Source organism: Candidatus Eisenbacteria bacterium (genome assembly GCA_013140805.1).
Lineage (GTDB): Bacteria > Eisenbacteria > RBG-16-71-46 > RBG-16-71-46 > RBG-16-71-46 > JABFRW01.
This window is the reverse complement of record JABFRW010000095.1, coordinates 16,452-31,779: the sequence shown is the minus strand read 5'-3', so window position 1 is coordinate 31,779 and position 15,328 is coordinate 16,452. Positions and strand designations below refer to the sequence as shown.

Sequence of the window (15,328 nt, the reverse complement as noted above, 5' to 3'; positions counted from 1 at the left end):
GGGCGCTCTGGTGCGTCGCCGCGCGGCGGCGCCCAGTCCCGATTGCTCGCGCGTCGCGCGGCGCCGCAATCTGGCGGCCGCATTCGCAGTTCGAGATCCGGCCGCATGGCGCGGCCGCGAAGTGCTCGTGGTGGACGACGTGCTCACGACCGGCAGCACCCTCAAAGCCGCACTGGAACCACTCGAGGCCGCGGGGGCCCGGGTGCGCGCCGCCGTGCTCGCGTGGGCGAGCTGAGATGTCGCACCTGCACGTACCCGACGGCGTTCTGCCGGTGTGGCTGTGGCTTCCGGCATGGCTCATCACGTTCGTCCTGCTGTCGCGAGGTGCCGCCTTCGCGCCTCAGCGCGTCGCCTATCAGGGTGCACTCGGCGCGCTGGTGCTCGCCGCCATGGCGGTGCCGCTCGGACCGTTCGAGATGCATCTGACGCTCGCGGGGCCGATCGGAGTGCTGCTCGGACCGGCGGCGGCCTTTCCGGTCGCATTCGCAGTCAGCGCGCTGCTCGCCTGCGTCGGCCACGGCGGGGTCACCGTGATCGGGCTCAACACCCTGGTGCTGGGAGCGGTCGCGAGTGTCAGCTCACTGGCGTACGGCGCGCTCGCGGGCCGCGCGCGTCCCGAGTGGGGGCTCGCAGTCGCCGCGTTCGCGGGCCAGCTCGTGGCGCTCGCCCTGTGGCTCGGGATCCTGTTCATCGGGGCGCGAGGATCGGGCGTAGCGGCGGGTCCGGTCGATGAACACGCGGGTCACGCGCACGACCTGACCATGGCGGCATTCGCGCTTCCGCTGTGGCTGCTCACGACCCTCGCGGAAGTCGGCGTCGCGTGGGGACTCGGCAGTTTCCTTTCGCGCGTGCACCCGGCGCTGCTGCCGGTGCCGCGGGCGGCGGCGGCCGAGGCGGCCTCGTGATCAACCTGCTCGCCCAGATCGACTACGCGGCCAGTACCGGCCGCAGTGTGTGGCATCGCGCCAGCGCGCTCACCAAGCTGGTGCTCGCCGCCGCGACGATCGCGGCCGCGATCACGGCCCCGCGGCTCGATGCGCTGCTTGCGGTGCACCTGTTCGCGTGGGCGCTCGCGCTGACCTCGGGACTCGCGCCGCGGCTGCTGCTCACCGCGGCCGCGTATCCATTGATGTTCTCGCTGCTGGTCGCCGCCGGCCGCTGGGACGGCACCTGGACGACGCCATTGATGCTGCTCATGCGCCCGGTCGGCGCCGGACTCGTCTCGGTGTGGCTGCTCGGCACCACGCCTTATCCGGATGTCTTCGCGCCGATCTCGCGCGTGTTACCACGACGCGCGGGCGACGGGCTGTTTCTGACCTATCGTGCGCTGTTCGCACTGCTGACGCGTACCGATCAGGTGTGGCGCGCGCTGCGGCTGCGCGGCGGGCTCGCGGTTCCGGCGCGGCGCCGGCTCGCGCACGCCGGCGACGGCCTTGGACTGCTGGTGGTCTACAGCGCGGAACGCAGCCGGCGGCTCTATGAAACCATGCGGTTGCGTGGTCACACCGGGCGAGTGTGCGGATGCCGCCACTGGGCCGAGGTGGGACCGCGTGACCTGGTGGTGCTCGGTGCATTCGCGGTGCTGGTCGCGATCACGACGTTCGGCTGGTGGAGGGCGCAATGAATCCGGTTTCGTCGCCCGCCGATCGCGACCCGATCGTGCGCGTCTCATGCGTTCGTCACACTTACCCGGATCGCACCCTCGTGCACTTGTGCGGGCTCGACTTCGTGGTCGAGCGCGGGCAGCGGGTCGTGATCCTGGGCCCGAACGGCTGCGGCAAGAGCACGCTTCTCTACCACATCCTCGGACTGCTCGAGCCGCAGGAGGGCGAGGTCAGCGTGTTCGGCGTCAACCCCGCCCGCCACTTCAATCGCATTCGTGAACGGGTCGGCGTGCTGCTGCAAAGCGTGGACGAGCAGATCATCGCCCCGACGGTGTGGGACGACGTCTCGTTCTCGCCCCGCAACTACGGCTATCGCGATGACGAAGTGTCGCGCATGGTCGAGGAGGCTCTCGAACGGGTCGGCATCGCGCATCTGAGACACCGCGTCTGCCACTACCTGTCGGGTGGCGAGAAGCGCAAGGTCGCACTGGCGGGCGCGCTGGTGCTCAAGCCGGAACTGCTGGTGCTGGACGAACCGTTCGAGGGGCTGGATCCCGCCTCGCGCGCCGATCTCGTGGCACTGCTCAACCAATTGCACCGCGACCATGGCGTCTCGCTCGTCACCGCCACTCACGACGTGAACGTGGTGAACGCGATGGCCGACGTGGTGTACGTGCTGGTGGGCGGCGGCGAGATCGTGGCCCACGGCAGTCCGGGCGAAGTGTTCCGCGACCCCGCGCTGTTGCGCAACAGCAACCTCGAGCCGCCGGTGCTGGCCGAGCTGTTCGAGCGCCTCGAAAAGCACGGTCTGGCGCTGGGGCGACCGCTGTCGCTCGACGATGCAGCTCGCGCGCTGCTCGAGTGGGGTTCTCGCACCGCACGGATCTCACACGGCCTGGCAGCGCCGACCGCTTCGGGCCGCGCCGATCAGTCGTCGCTTCCGCTCGGAGAATCGGGACCCCGACCCGATGCGATCCGCGAGCGGGAGTAAGGCGACCGCCGGATGAGCGGCGACCTGTTCGGCTCGTCACCCGGCCCGCCCGCGCGCGCGCCGGGCAGCGCCGCGTCCGAACCGACTGCCGGTGCGCCGCTCGCGGACCGCATGCGGCCGCGCACGTTCGAGGAGTTGATCGGTCAGGAGCACCTGCTCGAGCCGGGTTCGCCGCTCGCCTTGATGCGCGCGGGAACGCTGCTTCCGTCGATCATCCTGTGGGGGCCGCCCGGCACCGGCAAGACCACGATCGCGCGGCTGATCGCGCTCACCGCTCAGGCGCCGTTCGTCGGCTACAGCGCGGTGCTCGCGGGCGTGAAAGAGATCAAGGAGACCATGGCGCGCGCCGCGCTCGAGCGGAAGCGAACCGGGCGACCGACCGTGCTGTTCCTCGACGAGATCCATCGCTTCAATCGTGCGCAGCAGGACGCGTTCCTCTCCCACGTCGAAGCCGGCGACATCGTGCTGATCGGCGCCACCACCGAGAATCCGTCCTTCGAGGTCAATGCCGCACTGCTGTCGCGCGCCCGCGTTCTGGTGCTGAAGCAGCTCGAGCCCGAACACATGCGCGTGGTGGTCGAGCGAGCACTTGCCGATGTCGGGCGAGGCTTCGCCGGCAAGGTGGCGATCGCCGAGGACGCACTCGCATTGCTCGCGCAGGCGGCGGACGGCGACGCCCGTCGTGCTCTCAACACGCTCGAGATCGCGGTCGCGACCGCGACCGAGCGCGCGCGGCAGGGCCACCCCGCGACCGCCGCGGCGATTGCGCTCGAAGACGTGCGGCAGGCGCTGCAGCGCCGGCACCTGCGCTACGACCGCGCGGGCGAGGAACACTTCAACCTCATCTCGGCGCTGCACAAGTCGCTGCGCGACTCGGACCCGCACGCCGGGCTCTACTGGCTCGCGCGCATGCTGGCCGCGGGTGAGGACCCGCTCTACGTGGCGCGACGGCTGGTGCGATTCGCGAGCGAGGACGTCGGCAACGCGGACCCGCAGGCGTTGCCGCTCGCGGTCGCGGCGTTTCAGGCGTATCACCAGCTCGGCACGCCCGAGGGCGAACTCGCGCTCGCGCAGTGCTGCGTGTATCTCGCCACCGCGCCCAAGAGCAACGCGATCTACAAGGGGTTCGGACGCGCGATCGCGGAAATCGAGGCGAGCGGCAGCCTGCCGCCTCCCAAGGTGATCCTCAACGCTCCGACCCGGCTGATGAAGGACCTCGGCTACGGTGCCAATTATCGCTACGCGCATGATGAAGCCGGAGCGATCGCGGATCAGCAGCACCTGCCGGACGAACTCGAGGGCCGGCGCTTCTACGAGCCGACCGAGCGTGGCTACGAAGCCGAGGTCTCGAAGCGCATGCGCGAGTGGGACGCGGCACTGCGCAAGCCGCCCGCCTGACGCGCACTCGAGCGGAGGCAGCAAAACGCGCCGGGGAAGTGCTTCCCCGGCGCGTTCGCTTTCCTTCGGAGCGTTCGAACTAGCGAACCAGCGCGAATCGCTGCGTGGTCGAGCCGTTCGAGGTACGGAGCGTCACGAAGTAGACACCGACCGGTGATTCGGTGCCGCCGTCGCCACGACCGTCCCATCGCGCCTGATGATCGCCCGCTTCCATCATGCCGTTCTGAAGCGAGCGCACCTTGCGGCCATTCGCGTCGACGATCGAGAGCCGCACGAACTCCGGCTGCCCGAGACGGAACGCGATCGAGGTCGCACCCGGCGCCGGATTCGGCGACGGAGTGGCGAGGAACACACGGCCCGCCGGGACGCCGATGCGGCGCGCGGAGGTATAGCCCATCACGCTGTCGGTGCCGTCCCGCTCGATGATGTGCAGGCGATACGAGTACTCGACGTCGTTCTGGGTGTTGCGATCGAGCGCGACCATGCCGTTGCGCTCGGTGGTCAGCTCGGTGGAGATCGGAGCCCACGGCCCGGTCGAGGAAGTCGCGCGCTCGAGCGTCACGACCGAAAGCTGCGAGGCGTCCGAGAAGCTCCAGCGGATCTCGATGCCATCCCCACGACCCACCGCCACGAACTGTGCAAGCGTGGTCGCGGTTGGAATCGGGAACCAGCCGATGTCCTCGAACAGGTAGCGGGTCAGATCCACCTGGTCGTGCAGGTCGGCATTGATCGCCGGCTCCATCAGTGCGTTCGGGAACAGCGAAACGTCCCAGTGCGAGACCGACGAGCCGCTCTGGAACGGGTTCGGTACGTACATCAGCGGCTGGCCCAGGTTGTTGGCGCCGGCCTTGAGCGTCGGGTGATTGCCGATCGTCACCGTGACGCCCGGCAGGTTCGCCTTCACCAGGTTGCCGTCCGCCTGCGAAAGGCTCAGCACCGGGATCGTGATCGACGGATCGACACCGCCCAGAGCGGGCGCCGGGCCGGCCACGTTGTTGACGACGATCAAGCCGATCGCGCCGGCTGCCTGCGCCGCCTGCGCCTTGAGGACGAACGCGCACAAACCGCGATCGACGATCGCGATGTTGCCGGCCAGCGCCGCGCCGTTGACGAGTGCTTCGCAACCGTCGTTGATCGGCGCCACGCCGTCTTCCATCAGCACGACGGTGCCGCTCACCGGAATCGCCAGCGACGCGCCGAACGACGCGTTACCGGCGTTGTAGGTGCCCGCGATGCCCGGAGGCGTGCTGACGACCACGCTCGGACGCGGTCCGAGAAATACCGACGCGTAAGCGACCGCGGCCGGTCCGTCCCACGCGAGCCCGTCGAGGCTGATGCCCGACGCGACGCGCTGGGCCGCCGTCATCTGGTCCCAGTGGGTGCCGGTCGCGGCAGCGATCATGAACTTGTCGAAGATCGACGGAAGGCCGCCGCTGAAGTTGCCGGAGGTTCCGCTGGTCGTCGTGCTGAAGCCGAGTCCGTGGCCCATTTCATGGAGCAGCACCGGCAGCAGCTCGATGTTCGCGCCTTCGAGTCCGTCGAAGCCGTAGTACCAGCCGGTGCCGCCGAGGCAGGTGGGGGAGCCGTTCAGATTCGAGTTGAACGTCGCATTGATGTCGGGATTGGCCGCGCTCAGATCGGTGCCGGCGAGCGAGTTCGCGAGTGCCGCGTGATACCAGTGACCGGGAACTGGTGCGCCCGCGAAATTCGCGTGCGTGGTGAGCGGACCCGCGCTGCCGAGCACCGCGGAGGTCGCGGTGCAGGTCTGCGGGTTGAATTGCGAGCGCACTTGAATCGGCACCGCGCTCGGGAGGATCGATCCCCACAGATTGGCTGCGTACTGGAATGCGTTCAGCCGCTGCTGGCCGACCGTGGCGCCGAGGTTGCCGCCCACCGGGACAGCCGCCGTCGCATCGTTGAATCCTTCACCTGCACCGTCGTTGTTCACGATCACGATGGTTGCGGCATTCGAAACGGCGGCCAGTGAGACCGCGAGCACTGCGACGAGTGAGGCGCGCGAGACGAAGCGGTAGAAAGAGTTCATGTCTAGCGCTCCTCCGGCAGCGTCGGGGTCGAGTGAACGGCGGCGTCATGGGAGTGATTCGCACCGCAGCGCACGTGACGCCGACCATCCGCGCCGATTTCGATGACGTAGTACTGCTCGAAGCGACCCTCGAGGTCGAGCATCATCGAGCCGTCCGAGAGCGTGATCGGAACCAGGCCCTCGGCCGTGTCGTTGAGGGGATTGATGTCGAGAAGCTGAGCGGAACCTTCGGAGACGACGCCGCTGACCAGTCCGGTTTGCGGATCCCGGAAGGCGCGCATGCCGGCTTCCGCGGGAGCGGACGCGAGCCTCGAGGAGGCCTTCGGAGCCACGATCGTGCGGGCTGCGAGCGGCGCGGCGGTCGGAGCGGCAACAACGGGTGCGGCATCCGCGCTCGCCATCACAACCGGGGCCGGCGTTTCAGCAACCGGTGCTGCCTTGCGCGGTGCCGACGCGCTCGCGAAAACCGCAAGAGCGAGCAGCGAACCGAGCGCGATCAGGGTGGAACGAGTGAGTCTTGGGGGGCCGTTCATTGCAGACTCCAGGCTGGGGGGACATGAAGCTGAGACGGTCGAGCTGCAGGCCACACACCCTAGATGAGCGCCTTCGAAATCATCAAGGAATAGTTAGATCCTACGAGGATCGCGGCAAAGTTCGAGCTGATCGAACGTTGGGCCGCAGAAGTTCAGTCCGTGACAAGCCGCGTTTCATGTGTTACTAAGCGCGAGTCGGCCGCGCCGTCCCTGCTTCCGAGCGGCAGTCCATCCGTCCGTCTTGCGTCCACGAGAATCAGTTCCAGGGAGGTAGTCCTACACGCAGATTTGGAGGCGCTCAATGGTCCGGTCCCCCAGCCGTCGTTGTGCTCTCACCCTCTTCATCGCGCTGTTCCTCGCCCTGCCCGGGGTTTCCGCCCGGGCCGCTGAACCGCCACCCGCTCGGGCCTTCGCACCGGTGCAACTCGGTTATCAGCCGAACGCACCGACGGTCGCCGCCCACGTTCCGGGCCGCGTGCTCGTGAAGCTCACTGCCGAAGCCCGGCAGGCGGCGACCCTGCCCTCGATTCTGCGCTTCGGGCAACCGCTCGCCGGCGCCACGACCGGACTGGCCGCAGTCGATCGCGTGTTCTCCGATGCCGGCGCCCGCTCGCTCCAGGGCGCGTTCATCGAGTACCGCAACCGCACGGAAGGAGCGCGGCTCGGGCTCGATCGATGGCTGATCCTCGACTTCGCGGGCTCGATGCCGGCGTCCGAACTGGCGGATTGGCTGTCGCGATTGCGCGAGGTCGAAGCCGTCACGTTCGACTACATCGCATTCCCGGCGGTGGTGCCCGCCGACCCCATGCACTCGCTGCACTGGGGGCACAACAACTCAGCGCAGATGCTCAGCTACAACTGGACCAACTTCAATCACGAGACCGGTTCGCCGGTCGGCACGGTTGGATTCGACGCGAACGCGCACACCGCCTGGGATGGCACGCAGGGCTTCGGCTCGAGCTCGGTGCGCATCGCGATCATCGACAGCGGCGTCGAGGCGGGGCATCCCGACCTGCTGCAGGTGACGGGTTTCGACTTCGGCAACAACGACTCGAATCCCGACGACGACTCGTCGGCGCCTGGCCACGGCACCGCGTGCGCCGGAGTCGCGGCGGCACGCAACAATGCGCTCGGGACTGCCGGCATCGCGGCGGGCTGCAGCATCATGCCGCTCAAGGTCGCCAATAGCGCCGGTACCATGACGTTCGTCTCGATCCAGAACGCGCTCACGTACGCGGCCGACAACGGCGCCAACGTGATCAGCATGAGCCTCGGCGCGGCGATCACCAGCGACCCGGCCACCGACGCGGCGATTACCTACGCCTGGAACGCCGGGTGCGTGATCCTCGCGGCGACCGGCAACGAGAACAAGTCGACCATCAGCTATCCCGCGATCCACAGCCTCGTGATCGGCGTGGGCGCGGCCTCGCCGTGCGGTGACCGCAAGCGCTCGAGCAGCAGTACGTCGGAACTCAACCCCGGCGTGAGCGCGGATCCGAACGGCTTCACGTGTGACGGCGAGCGCTGGTGGGGCTCGAGCTACGGCACCACGACGCAGGGCGCGGCCGGCGCGGTCGACGTCATCGCGCCGACGATCCTGCCGACCACCGATCTGCTGGGTGCTGCCGGCTACGACGCCAGCGACTACTCCAAGTGGTTCAACGGCACCTCCTGCGCGACGCCGTACGCCGCGGGTGTATGCGCGCTGATCAAGTCGAAGAATCCGACCTGGACGAACGCGCAGATTCGCGATCAGCTCCGCAACACCGCGCAGGACGTCACCAGCGTCGAGTCGGGCGCCGGTTGGGACCGCTACGCCGGCTACGGCATGGTCGATGCGGCCGCCGCGGTCGGTGGTGGTGGTGGTCCGGTCGATCAGGTCACCGTGACCGCTCCGAACGGTGGCGAGACGCTGGCCTCGGGCAGCTCGACCAACCTCACCTGGACCTCGGTCGGCAGCTTCACGACCGTCAATCTCGACTACTCCACCAATGGCGGCAGCTCGTGGACCTCGATCGTCACGGGCACCCCGAACGACGGCTCGCAGGCGTGGACGGTTCCCGCTGCCGCGACCACGCAGGGCCGTGTGCGCGTCAGCGGTGGAACCGCGACCGACCTGAGCAACGCGAACTTCACCATCACGGTGCCGTCGGGCGGCTACGCGACGCTTCCCTACACGACCGGCTTCGAGAACGCCGGCGCATTCGACGCGTTCTGGTCGACTGCGGTCACCGCGAACGGCCGGGTGCGCCTGCTGACCACCAACACCCCGCACGCCGGCAGCTATCACATGGTGATGGACGATGCGACGAGCGGAAGCTATAGCCAGACCGAGGCGCGGCTGCGCCTGAACCTCGCCGGCCAGACCCAGGTCAACCTGTCGTTCTGGTGGAAGGACTTCGGTGACGAGACGCAGACCCAGGACGGTATCTACTTCTCGAACGACGGCGGCACCAGCTACGTGAAGGTCTACAGCCTCACGCCCGCCAGCTTCTCCGACAACACGTGGCGCAACGTGGTGCTCGACCTGGACGCGCTGGCCGCCACGGCCGGGCTCTCGCTCAACTCGACCTTCGTCGTCAAGTTCCAGCAGTACGACGACTATCCAATCTCGACCGACGGCATGGCATTCGACGACATCAGCGTCACGGTGCCATCGGGCGGCGGCGGCGCGATCACGGCCGAGAGCGAATCGAACAACACCTCGGCGACCGCGGACGGCCCGGTCGGAACCGGAGTCGCGGTGACGGGCACGATTTCATCCGCGGCCGACCAGGACTACTTCTTCTTCGACGTGAGCACCGCCGGAAGCATCAATGTGTCGCTGGCGATCGGCTCGAGCGCGGACCTCGACTGGTTCCTCTACAACTCTTCGCTGGTCGAAGTCGCGCGCGGCTACTCGACCGCGAATCCCGAAGTCGGCAACTACACCGCCGCCGCCGGCCACTACTACCTGATGGTCGACGGCTACCAGAGTGCGACCAGCAACTACACGCTGACCCTCAACGGTGGACTCGCGAACATCATCCAGCCGATGCAGAAGGACTTCGCGGCGCGGCCCGCGATCACCGAACTGCTGCAGAACTTTCCGAATCCGTTCCGCGGCAAGACCGCGATCCACTTCGCACTCGCACAGGCGGGGCGCGTCGATCTCGAGGTGTTCGACGCCACCGGTCGCCTGGTCGCGACCGTGGCGCACGGTGACTTCGAGCCGGGCGTCCACAAGTTCCAGTGGGACGGCCGCACCGACAAGGGTGATCCGGCGGCGAGGGGCATGTACTTCTATCGCCTCACCGCGCCCGGATTCCGCGAGACCCGCAAGATGCTGGTGCTGGAGTAACCGAAGCGGAAGAACGAATCGGTTCCGAAGCGACACCCACGGCCTCCTCCGCAGCGCGGGGGAGGCCGCGTCGCTACCAGCGACCTGCGCGACGTTCCTTGGCCGGCACGTTCTCGAGGCAGGTCGTCCACCATCCGGTGCGGATCGTCTCGACGAACTCGGCAGGCAGCGACTCGGCTTCCATCTCTCTCGCCAGCGCCTCGTGGTCGTAGGCGACGCGATGGAACCGCACCACGACGTCGGACCCGAAGTCGAGTTCCGACCACACGCCCCGCGGATCTCCATCGTTTGCCGGCCGTCCGATCACTCCCACGTTGACCACCGCACGTCCCGACGGCAGCACCCGATGCCACGGCAGTCCGGAGTGCGTGCACGCGATCACGTCGGCCTCGTGCGCCTCGCACAGCCACTCGAGAAACGCATCGGAGCACGTCGAGTTCCAAAGGAATTCGTTCACTCGCCGCGGGGAGCCGTGGCACAGCAGCACGCGACGCCCTGCGAGTTCGAGGCGGGCATGCTCCGGTCGTTCGCGCAGCCACTCGCGATTCGATGAGCTGGTGTGGGCGAGTGCGTAGTCGTAGGAGCGCTGAGCGAAGTGATTGTCGCGCGGGTCCGAGTAGCCGCACGCGCAGTCGGCGAGTGCATGACCGATCGAGTCATCGAGGTTGCCGCGCAGCATGGGAATGCCGCTCGCGCGCATCCGCTCGACCGAGCGATCGGGGTGCGGGCCGAAGCCGCCGAGGTCGCCGAGGCACCAGGTCGCATCGACGTCTCGTGTGCCGATCTCCGCGAGCACGCGACTCAGCGCCAGATGGTTGCTGTAGACCCCGCCGAACAACGCGAGGCGCATCACCCGTTCCCGCACGTCATGCCGGTGCGATAGCAGGTGAAGCAGGCCCCATGACGCAGCTCGAACGGTGTGCGTGCCTCCGCGAGCGTCGCGCCCAGCCGCGCGCGCGGTTCGTCGACCAGCAACGGGCAAACGAACACGCCCTGACTGGTGATCGCGCGACTGCTTCCGCACTGGAGGCGTTCGGGATCGAAGGCGTCGTCCGTCAGGCCGGCGAGCGATTCCTCGCGCGCGTAGCCGCCCGAGCGCTCCGACTCCCGGCCGAGTCGGAACAGGGGGAGCACCTTGAGCCGCGGCCTTCGAAGGCCGCGCGCTCGGAGCATGGAGACCCACTGATCGCGAAACTCGAGCGGCTCCGATTCGTCCCACTGCGTCACGGTGACGATCGGACACAGGTCGTGTGCCTCGCACCGGATCAGGCCCGAGATCGTGCGCTCGAAGGTGCCAGCGCCTCGCACGCGGTCGTGCGCGTCGGCGCTCGCGCCATCGAGGCTCATGCGCAGTTCGAGTGCATAACGAGACTCGTCCGAGAGATGGCGAAGCGCCGCGAGGCGGGCGCTCGTGAACAGCGTACCGTTGGTGAGCACCGTGCATGGCAGGTGAGCGAGCGAGTCCCCGAGGATTTCGAACAGCTCGGGATTCACGAACGGCTCGCCACCGGTCAGATAGAGCTCTCGCACGCCGAACGCGAGCGCCTCTGAGACCCGCTCGCGCACCTGGGCACGCGACATCAGCGCATGCCGGTCGATACCGGGGCCGGACGGCACGAAGCAATGAGCGCAACTCAGGTTGCACTCGGTGCCCGCGACCTGAATCCAAAGCGCATCGAGGTGGCGCAGGGGCTGGAGCGGGAAGCGCGCCACCGAGGCATCGTCGATCTGCACCAGGCTCACGGTCTTGGATCCTTGTGAAGGCGTCGCGACGCGGTCCGCGCCGTGGCCGAGCTGCGTTGACTGATCACACGATGGGACATAATCTAACCCGTTCTCTTTGGCGCATCTAGGAGCCCGAACGGAACTCGGACAGGCCGCGCGGAGGAGTCATGCAGGAGCAGGTCAAGAAGATCATCGATCAGCTCCGTCCGGTCATTCAGGCGGACGGCGGTGATCTGGAACTGATGAACGTCTCGGACGACGGCGTTGTGACCCTGAGGGTCAAGGGCTCCTGCACCGGGTGCGGAAGCGCCGCCGCCACGCTTCGCAGCGGTATCGAGCGCTGGATTCGCGGCAAGGTGCCGGGAGTGCGCGAAGTCGTGGCCTCCGAATGAGCGCGACGGTCGAGACGGTGCGGGCTGCACTCGCGACCGTGCAGGATCCGGACTTGAAGCGCGATCTCGTGACCCTCGGCATGATCGAGGACCTCGCGGTCGAGGGCGGGGTCGCCCGTTTCACGCTGGTGCTCACGACCGCGGCGTGCCCGCTCAAGGCCGAGATCGAGGCCGATTGCCGGCGCGCAGTCCTCGCGGTTCCCGGCGTGACCGAGGTGCAGATCAACACCACCTCGCGCACCCGCAAGAGCGCTTCTCCGACCGCCGATCGCAAGGCGCTCGACGGTGTCGCGCAGGTGATCGCGATCGGCAGCGGCAAGGGCGGGGTCGGCAAGTCGACGGTGTCTGCGAATCTCGCGGTCTCGCTGGCGGCCAGCGGAGCGCGCGTGGGACTGCTCGACGGCGACATCTACGGCCCCAATCTGCCGCGCATGATGGGCGTGACGCGGCAGCCCTCGCAGCGCGACGGGAAGATCGTGCCGGTGGGTGCTCATGGACTGCGCTTCATGTCGATGGGCCTGCTCGTGAATGCCGGTGAGGCGGTGGTGTGGCGCGGACCGATGCTGCACGGCGCCATCAAGAGCTTCCTGCACGACGTCGACTGGGGCGAGCTGGACTACCTGCTCGTCGATCTGCCGCCCGGGACCGGCGACGTTCAGCTCTCGCTCATCCAGCAGACCTTCGTCGCCGGCGCGGTGGTGGTGACGACGCCCTCGACGGTGGCGATCGAAGACGCGGTCAAGGCGATTGCGATGTTCGACAAGCTGCAGGTGCCGGTACTCGGCGTGATCGAGAACATGAGCTACTTCATGTGCCCCAACTGCAACGAGCGCCACGACATCTTCGCCAGCGGCACCGGCGAGCAGCGTGCACTCGCCATGGGTCTGCCGTTCCTGGGCTCGATCCCGATCGATCCGCGCGTGCGCGCCGGCGGCGACGAGGGCCGTCCGGTGGTGCTCACCGATCCCGACACCGTGCACGGCCGTGCGTTCCAATCGATCGCGGGCCAGCTCGCGCGTCGGATCTCGATTCAGTCGGCGGCCATGGCGGAATCCGCTCATGCGTGAGGTGTACGCCGATCACGCCGCCACCACGCGGATGGCGCCCGAGGTGCTCGACGCCATGCTGCCGTATCTCGGCGAACGATTCGGCAATCCGTCCTCGGTGCATGCGCGCGGCGACGCGGCGCGCGAAGCATTGACCGCGGCGCGCGAGCGCGTCGCGATCGCGACCGGTGCGAACCTCGAAGAGGTGGTATTCACCGCCGGCGGCTCGGAAGCGAACAATCTGGCGCTCAAGGGCATCGTGGCCATGGCTGCCCCCGAACGCCGTCGCCTCGTGGTCTCGGCGGTCGAGCATCCCTCGGTGCTCGAGACCGCGCGCGAACTGGAGCGCGAGGGCGTGCCCGTCACGATCGTGCCGGTCGACGCCGACGGAATCGTCTCGATCGCGGCGCTCGAGCGCGCGATCGACTCCGACGTGGCGCTGGTGTCGCTGATGATCGCGAACAACGAGACCGGCGCGATCCAGCCGATCGCGGCGGCGGCGGCGCTGGCGCACGCGGCCGGCGCGCGACTCCACACCGACGCCGTGCAGGCGCTCGGCAAGTTGCCGGTCTCGATGGCGACGCTCGATGCCGACCTGTTGTCGCTCGCCGCGCATAAGTTCCACGGGCCGCCTGGAGTCGGTGCGCTGATCGTGAGACGACGCACCCGACTGCTGCCGCTCGTTCACGGCGGTCATCAGGAACGCGGACGCCGCGCTGGCACCGAGAATCTCGCCGGAGCGGTCGGGCTGGGGGTGGCGATCGCGCGTGCCGAAGCCCGCCGGGAGAGCGAGGCGCAACGCGTGAGCGAGCTGTCGCTGCGCCTGTGGGAGGGGCTGCGTAGCCGGGTCGAGCGCTGCAGGCGCAACGGCCCCGAAGCAAACCGACTGCCGGGTGTGCTCAACCTTTCGTTCGAGGGTGTCGACGGCGAAGCGGTGCTCCACGAACTCGATCGCCATGGCATCACGATTTCGACCGGCTCGGCGTGCAGTGCCGCCGCTGCGGGGCCCTCGCACGTGCTGATCGCAATGGGCCTGAGTCCCGAACTGGCTCATGCCAGCGTGCGTTTTTCACTCGGCGAGGACACGACCGAGGCGGATCTCGATCACATTTTGCAGACCGTCCCTCCGGTGGTCGCGCGGCTGCGATCGCTTGGCGGACCGGCGCTCGAGCGCAGCGCGTGAGCGCTCCAGGAAGGGAGAACGCAACGTGAGCAAGCAACGCAACGGTCGTTCGGCTCGGCCGTCCAAGAACGGACCCAATGGCAAGCGCTCCGCGGGTGCTGCGTCACGCGCGTCGAGCACGACTTCGCGAGCGGCTGCCAATCCGCCGCCGCGCGGCTCCGCGGCCGACGCTTGGCGGCTCAAGGTGGGGCTCGCCGAAATGCTCAAGGGCGGCGTGATCATGGACGTGATGACGCCGGACCAGGCGCGAATCGCCGAAGAGGCGGGGGCCGCCGCGGTCATGGCGCTCGAGCGCATTCCCGCGCGCATCCGACGCGAAGGCGGCGTCGCGCGCATGTCGGATCCCGGCATGATCCGCGAGATCGAGGCCGTGGTTTCGATTCCGGTCATGGCGAAGTGCCGCATCGGCCACCTCGCAGAGGCCCAGATTCTCGAAACTCTCGGCGTCGACTTCATCGACGAGAGCGAGGTGCTGACCCCCGCCGACGAGGAACATCACATCTGGAAGCACGAGTTCAAGGTGCCGTTCGTGTGCGGCTGCCGCGACCTGGGCGAGGCACTGCGCCGCATCGGCGAGGGCGCCGCGATGATCCGCACCAAGGGCGAAGCCGGCACCGGCAACGTGGTCGAGGCGGTGCGTCACATGCGCGCGGTCCAGAAGGGTCTGAAGAAGCTGGCCTCGTTGCGGGACGACGAACTCATGGCCGAGGCGAAGAGCCTGGGCGCGCCGTTCGAACTGGTGCGCCAGGTCGCTCGCACCGGCAAGCTGCCGGTGCCGAACTTCGCCGCGGGCGGGGTGGCGACTCCTGCCGATGCGTCGCTGATGGTGCAGCTCGGCGCCGAGGCGGTGTTCGTGGGCTCGGGCATCTTCGAAGTCGGGCTCGACGAGGCGCCGCGCAAGACGCGCGAACTGCAGCTCAAGATGGCTCAGGCGATCGTCAAGGCGGTGACGCACTACGACCGGCCGGACATTCTCGCGCAGATCAGCGAGGGATTGCCGAAGGCGATGCGCGGGATCTCGATGGAATCGATCGCCGAAGATCAGCAGCTCGCCAAGCGAGGCTGGTAGGTG

At 68.2% G+C, this 15,328-nt stretch carries 13 protein-coding genes and 1 pseudogene; 10 read left to right on the top strand and 4 right to left on the bottom strand.

Translation table 11 applies throughout. The features are described from left to right. The 5 genes from HOP12_08325 to HOP12_08305 form a co-directional block, all read left to right on the top strand. The coding region (locus HOP12_08325) for a ComF family protein (GenBank protein ID NOT34158.1) at positions 1–235 on the top strand (235 nt) is incomplete at its 5' end. Between the two features lies 1 nt (position 236). Then, complete coding sequence (locus HOP12_08320) at positions 237–905, top strand: hypothetical protein (protein ID NOT34157.1); 669 nt, start codon at positions 237–239, stop codon at positions 903–905. Next, complete coding sequence (locus HOP12_08315; GenBank protein NOT34156.1) at positions 902–1,624, top strand: hypothetical protein; 723 nt, start codon at positions 902–904, stop codon at positions 1,622–1,624. The genes HOP12_08320 and HOP12_08315 overlap by 4 nt, the downstream gene beginning before the upstream one ends. Next, positions 1,621–2,595, top strand: coding sequence for an energy-coupling factor ABC transporter ATP-binding protein (locus HOP12_08310; protein ID NOT34155.1), 975 nt, complete (start codon positions 1,621–1,623; stop codon positions 2,593–2,595). Before HOP12_08315 ends, HOP12_08310 begins: the two co-directional genes overlap by 4 nt. Before the next feature lie 12 nt (positions 2,596–2,607). After that, complete coding sequence (locus tag HOP12_08305; protein ID NOT34154.1) at positions 2,608–3,993, top strand: replication-associated recombination protein A; 1,386 nt, start codon at positions 2,608–2,610, stop codon at positions 3,991–3,993. A gap of 79 nt (positions 3,994–4,072) precedes the next feature. Here HOP12_08305 and HOP12_08300 read toward each other — a convergent pair whose 3' ends face one another. Continuing rightward, positions 4,073–6,037, bottom strand: coding sequence for a T9SS type A sorting domain-containing protein (locus HOP12_08300; protein NOT34153.1), 1,965 nt, complete (start codon positions 6,035–6,037; stop codon positions 4,073–4,075). A 284-nt stretch (positions 6,038–6,321) separates the two neighbouring features. Beyond that, positions 6,322–6,570, bottom strand: a pseudogene (locus tag HOP12_08295) (hypothetical protein). Between the two features lie 301 nt (positions 6,571–6,871). Here HOP12_08295 and HOP12_08290 point away from each other — a divergent pair. Further along, on the top strand, positions 6,872–9,910 hold the full coding sequence (locus HOP12_08290; GenBank protein NOT34152.1) for a S8 family serine peptidase: 3,039 nt from the start codon (positions 6,872–6,874) through the stop codon (positions 9,908–9,910). 73 nt (positions 9,911–9,983) lie between these two features. On the opposite strand, the gene HOP12_08285 is transcribed toward HOP12_08290, so the two are convergent. Both HOP12_08285 and HOP12_08280 read right to left on the bottom strand, forming a co-directional pair. Continuing rightward, entirely contained in the window at positions 9,984–10,760 is a 777-nt protein-coding gene (locus tag HOP12_08285; GenBank protein NOT34151.1) for a metallophosphoesterase, read from the bottom strand. Next, on the bottom strand, positions 10,760–11,653 hold the full coding sequence (locus tag HOP12_08280; GenBank protein NOT34150.1) for a radical SAM protein: 894 nt from the start codon (positions 11,651–11,653) through the stop codon (positions 10,760–10,762). The genes HOP12_08285 and HOP12_08280 overlap by 1 nt, the downstream gene beginning before the upstream one ends. A gap of 149 nt (positions 11,654–11,802) precedes the next feature. On the opposite strand from HOP12_08280, the gene HOP12_08275 reads away from it, so the two are divergent. The 4 genes from HOP12_08275 to pdxS are packed head-to-tail and all read left to right on the top strand — an operon-like array spanning position 11,803 to position 15,325. Continuing rightward, complete coding sequence (locus HOP12_08275) at positions 11,803–12,027, top strand: NifU family protein (GenBank protein ID NOT34149.1); 225 nt, start codon at positions 11,803–11,805, stop codon at positions 12,025–12,027. Next, positions 12,024–13,094 (top strand): Mrp/NBP35 family ATP-binding protein, encoded by a 1,071-nt coding sequence (locus tag HOP12_08270; GenBank protein ID NOT34148.1) that lies wholly within the window; start codon positions 12,024–12,026, stop codon positions 13,092–13,094. The genes HOP12_08275 and HOP12_08270 overlap by 4 nt, the downstream gene beginning before the upstream one ends. Continuing rightward, positions 13,087–14,256 (top strand): cysteine desulfurase, encoded by a 1,170-nt coding sequence (locus HOP12_08265; GenBank protein NOT34147.1) that lies wholly within the window; start codon positions 13,087–13,089, stop codon positions 14,254–14,256. The genes HOP12_08270 and HOP12_08265 overlap by 8 nt, the downstream gene beginning before the upstream one ends. Before the next feature lie 25 nt (positions 14,257–14,281). Next, positions 14,282–15,325 (top strand): pyridoxal 5'-phosphate synthase lyase subunit PdxS, encoded by a 1,044-nt coding sequence (pdxS, locus tag HOP12_08260; GenBank protein NOT34146.1) that lies wholly within the window; start codon positions 14,282–14,284, stop codon positions 15,323–15,325. The last annotated feature ends 3 nt before the right edge of the window (positions 15,326–15,328 follow it).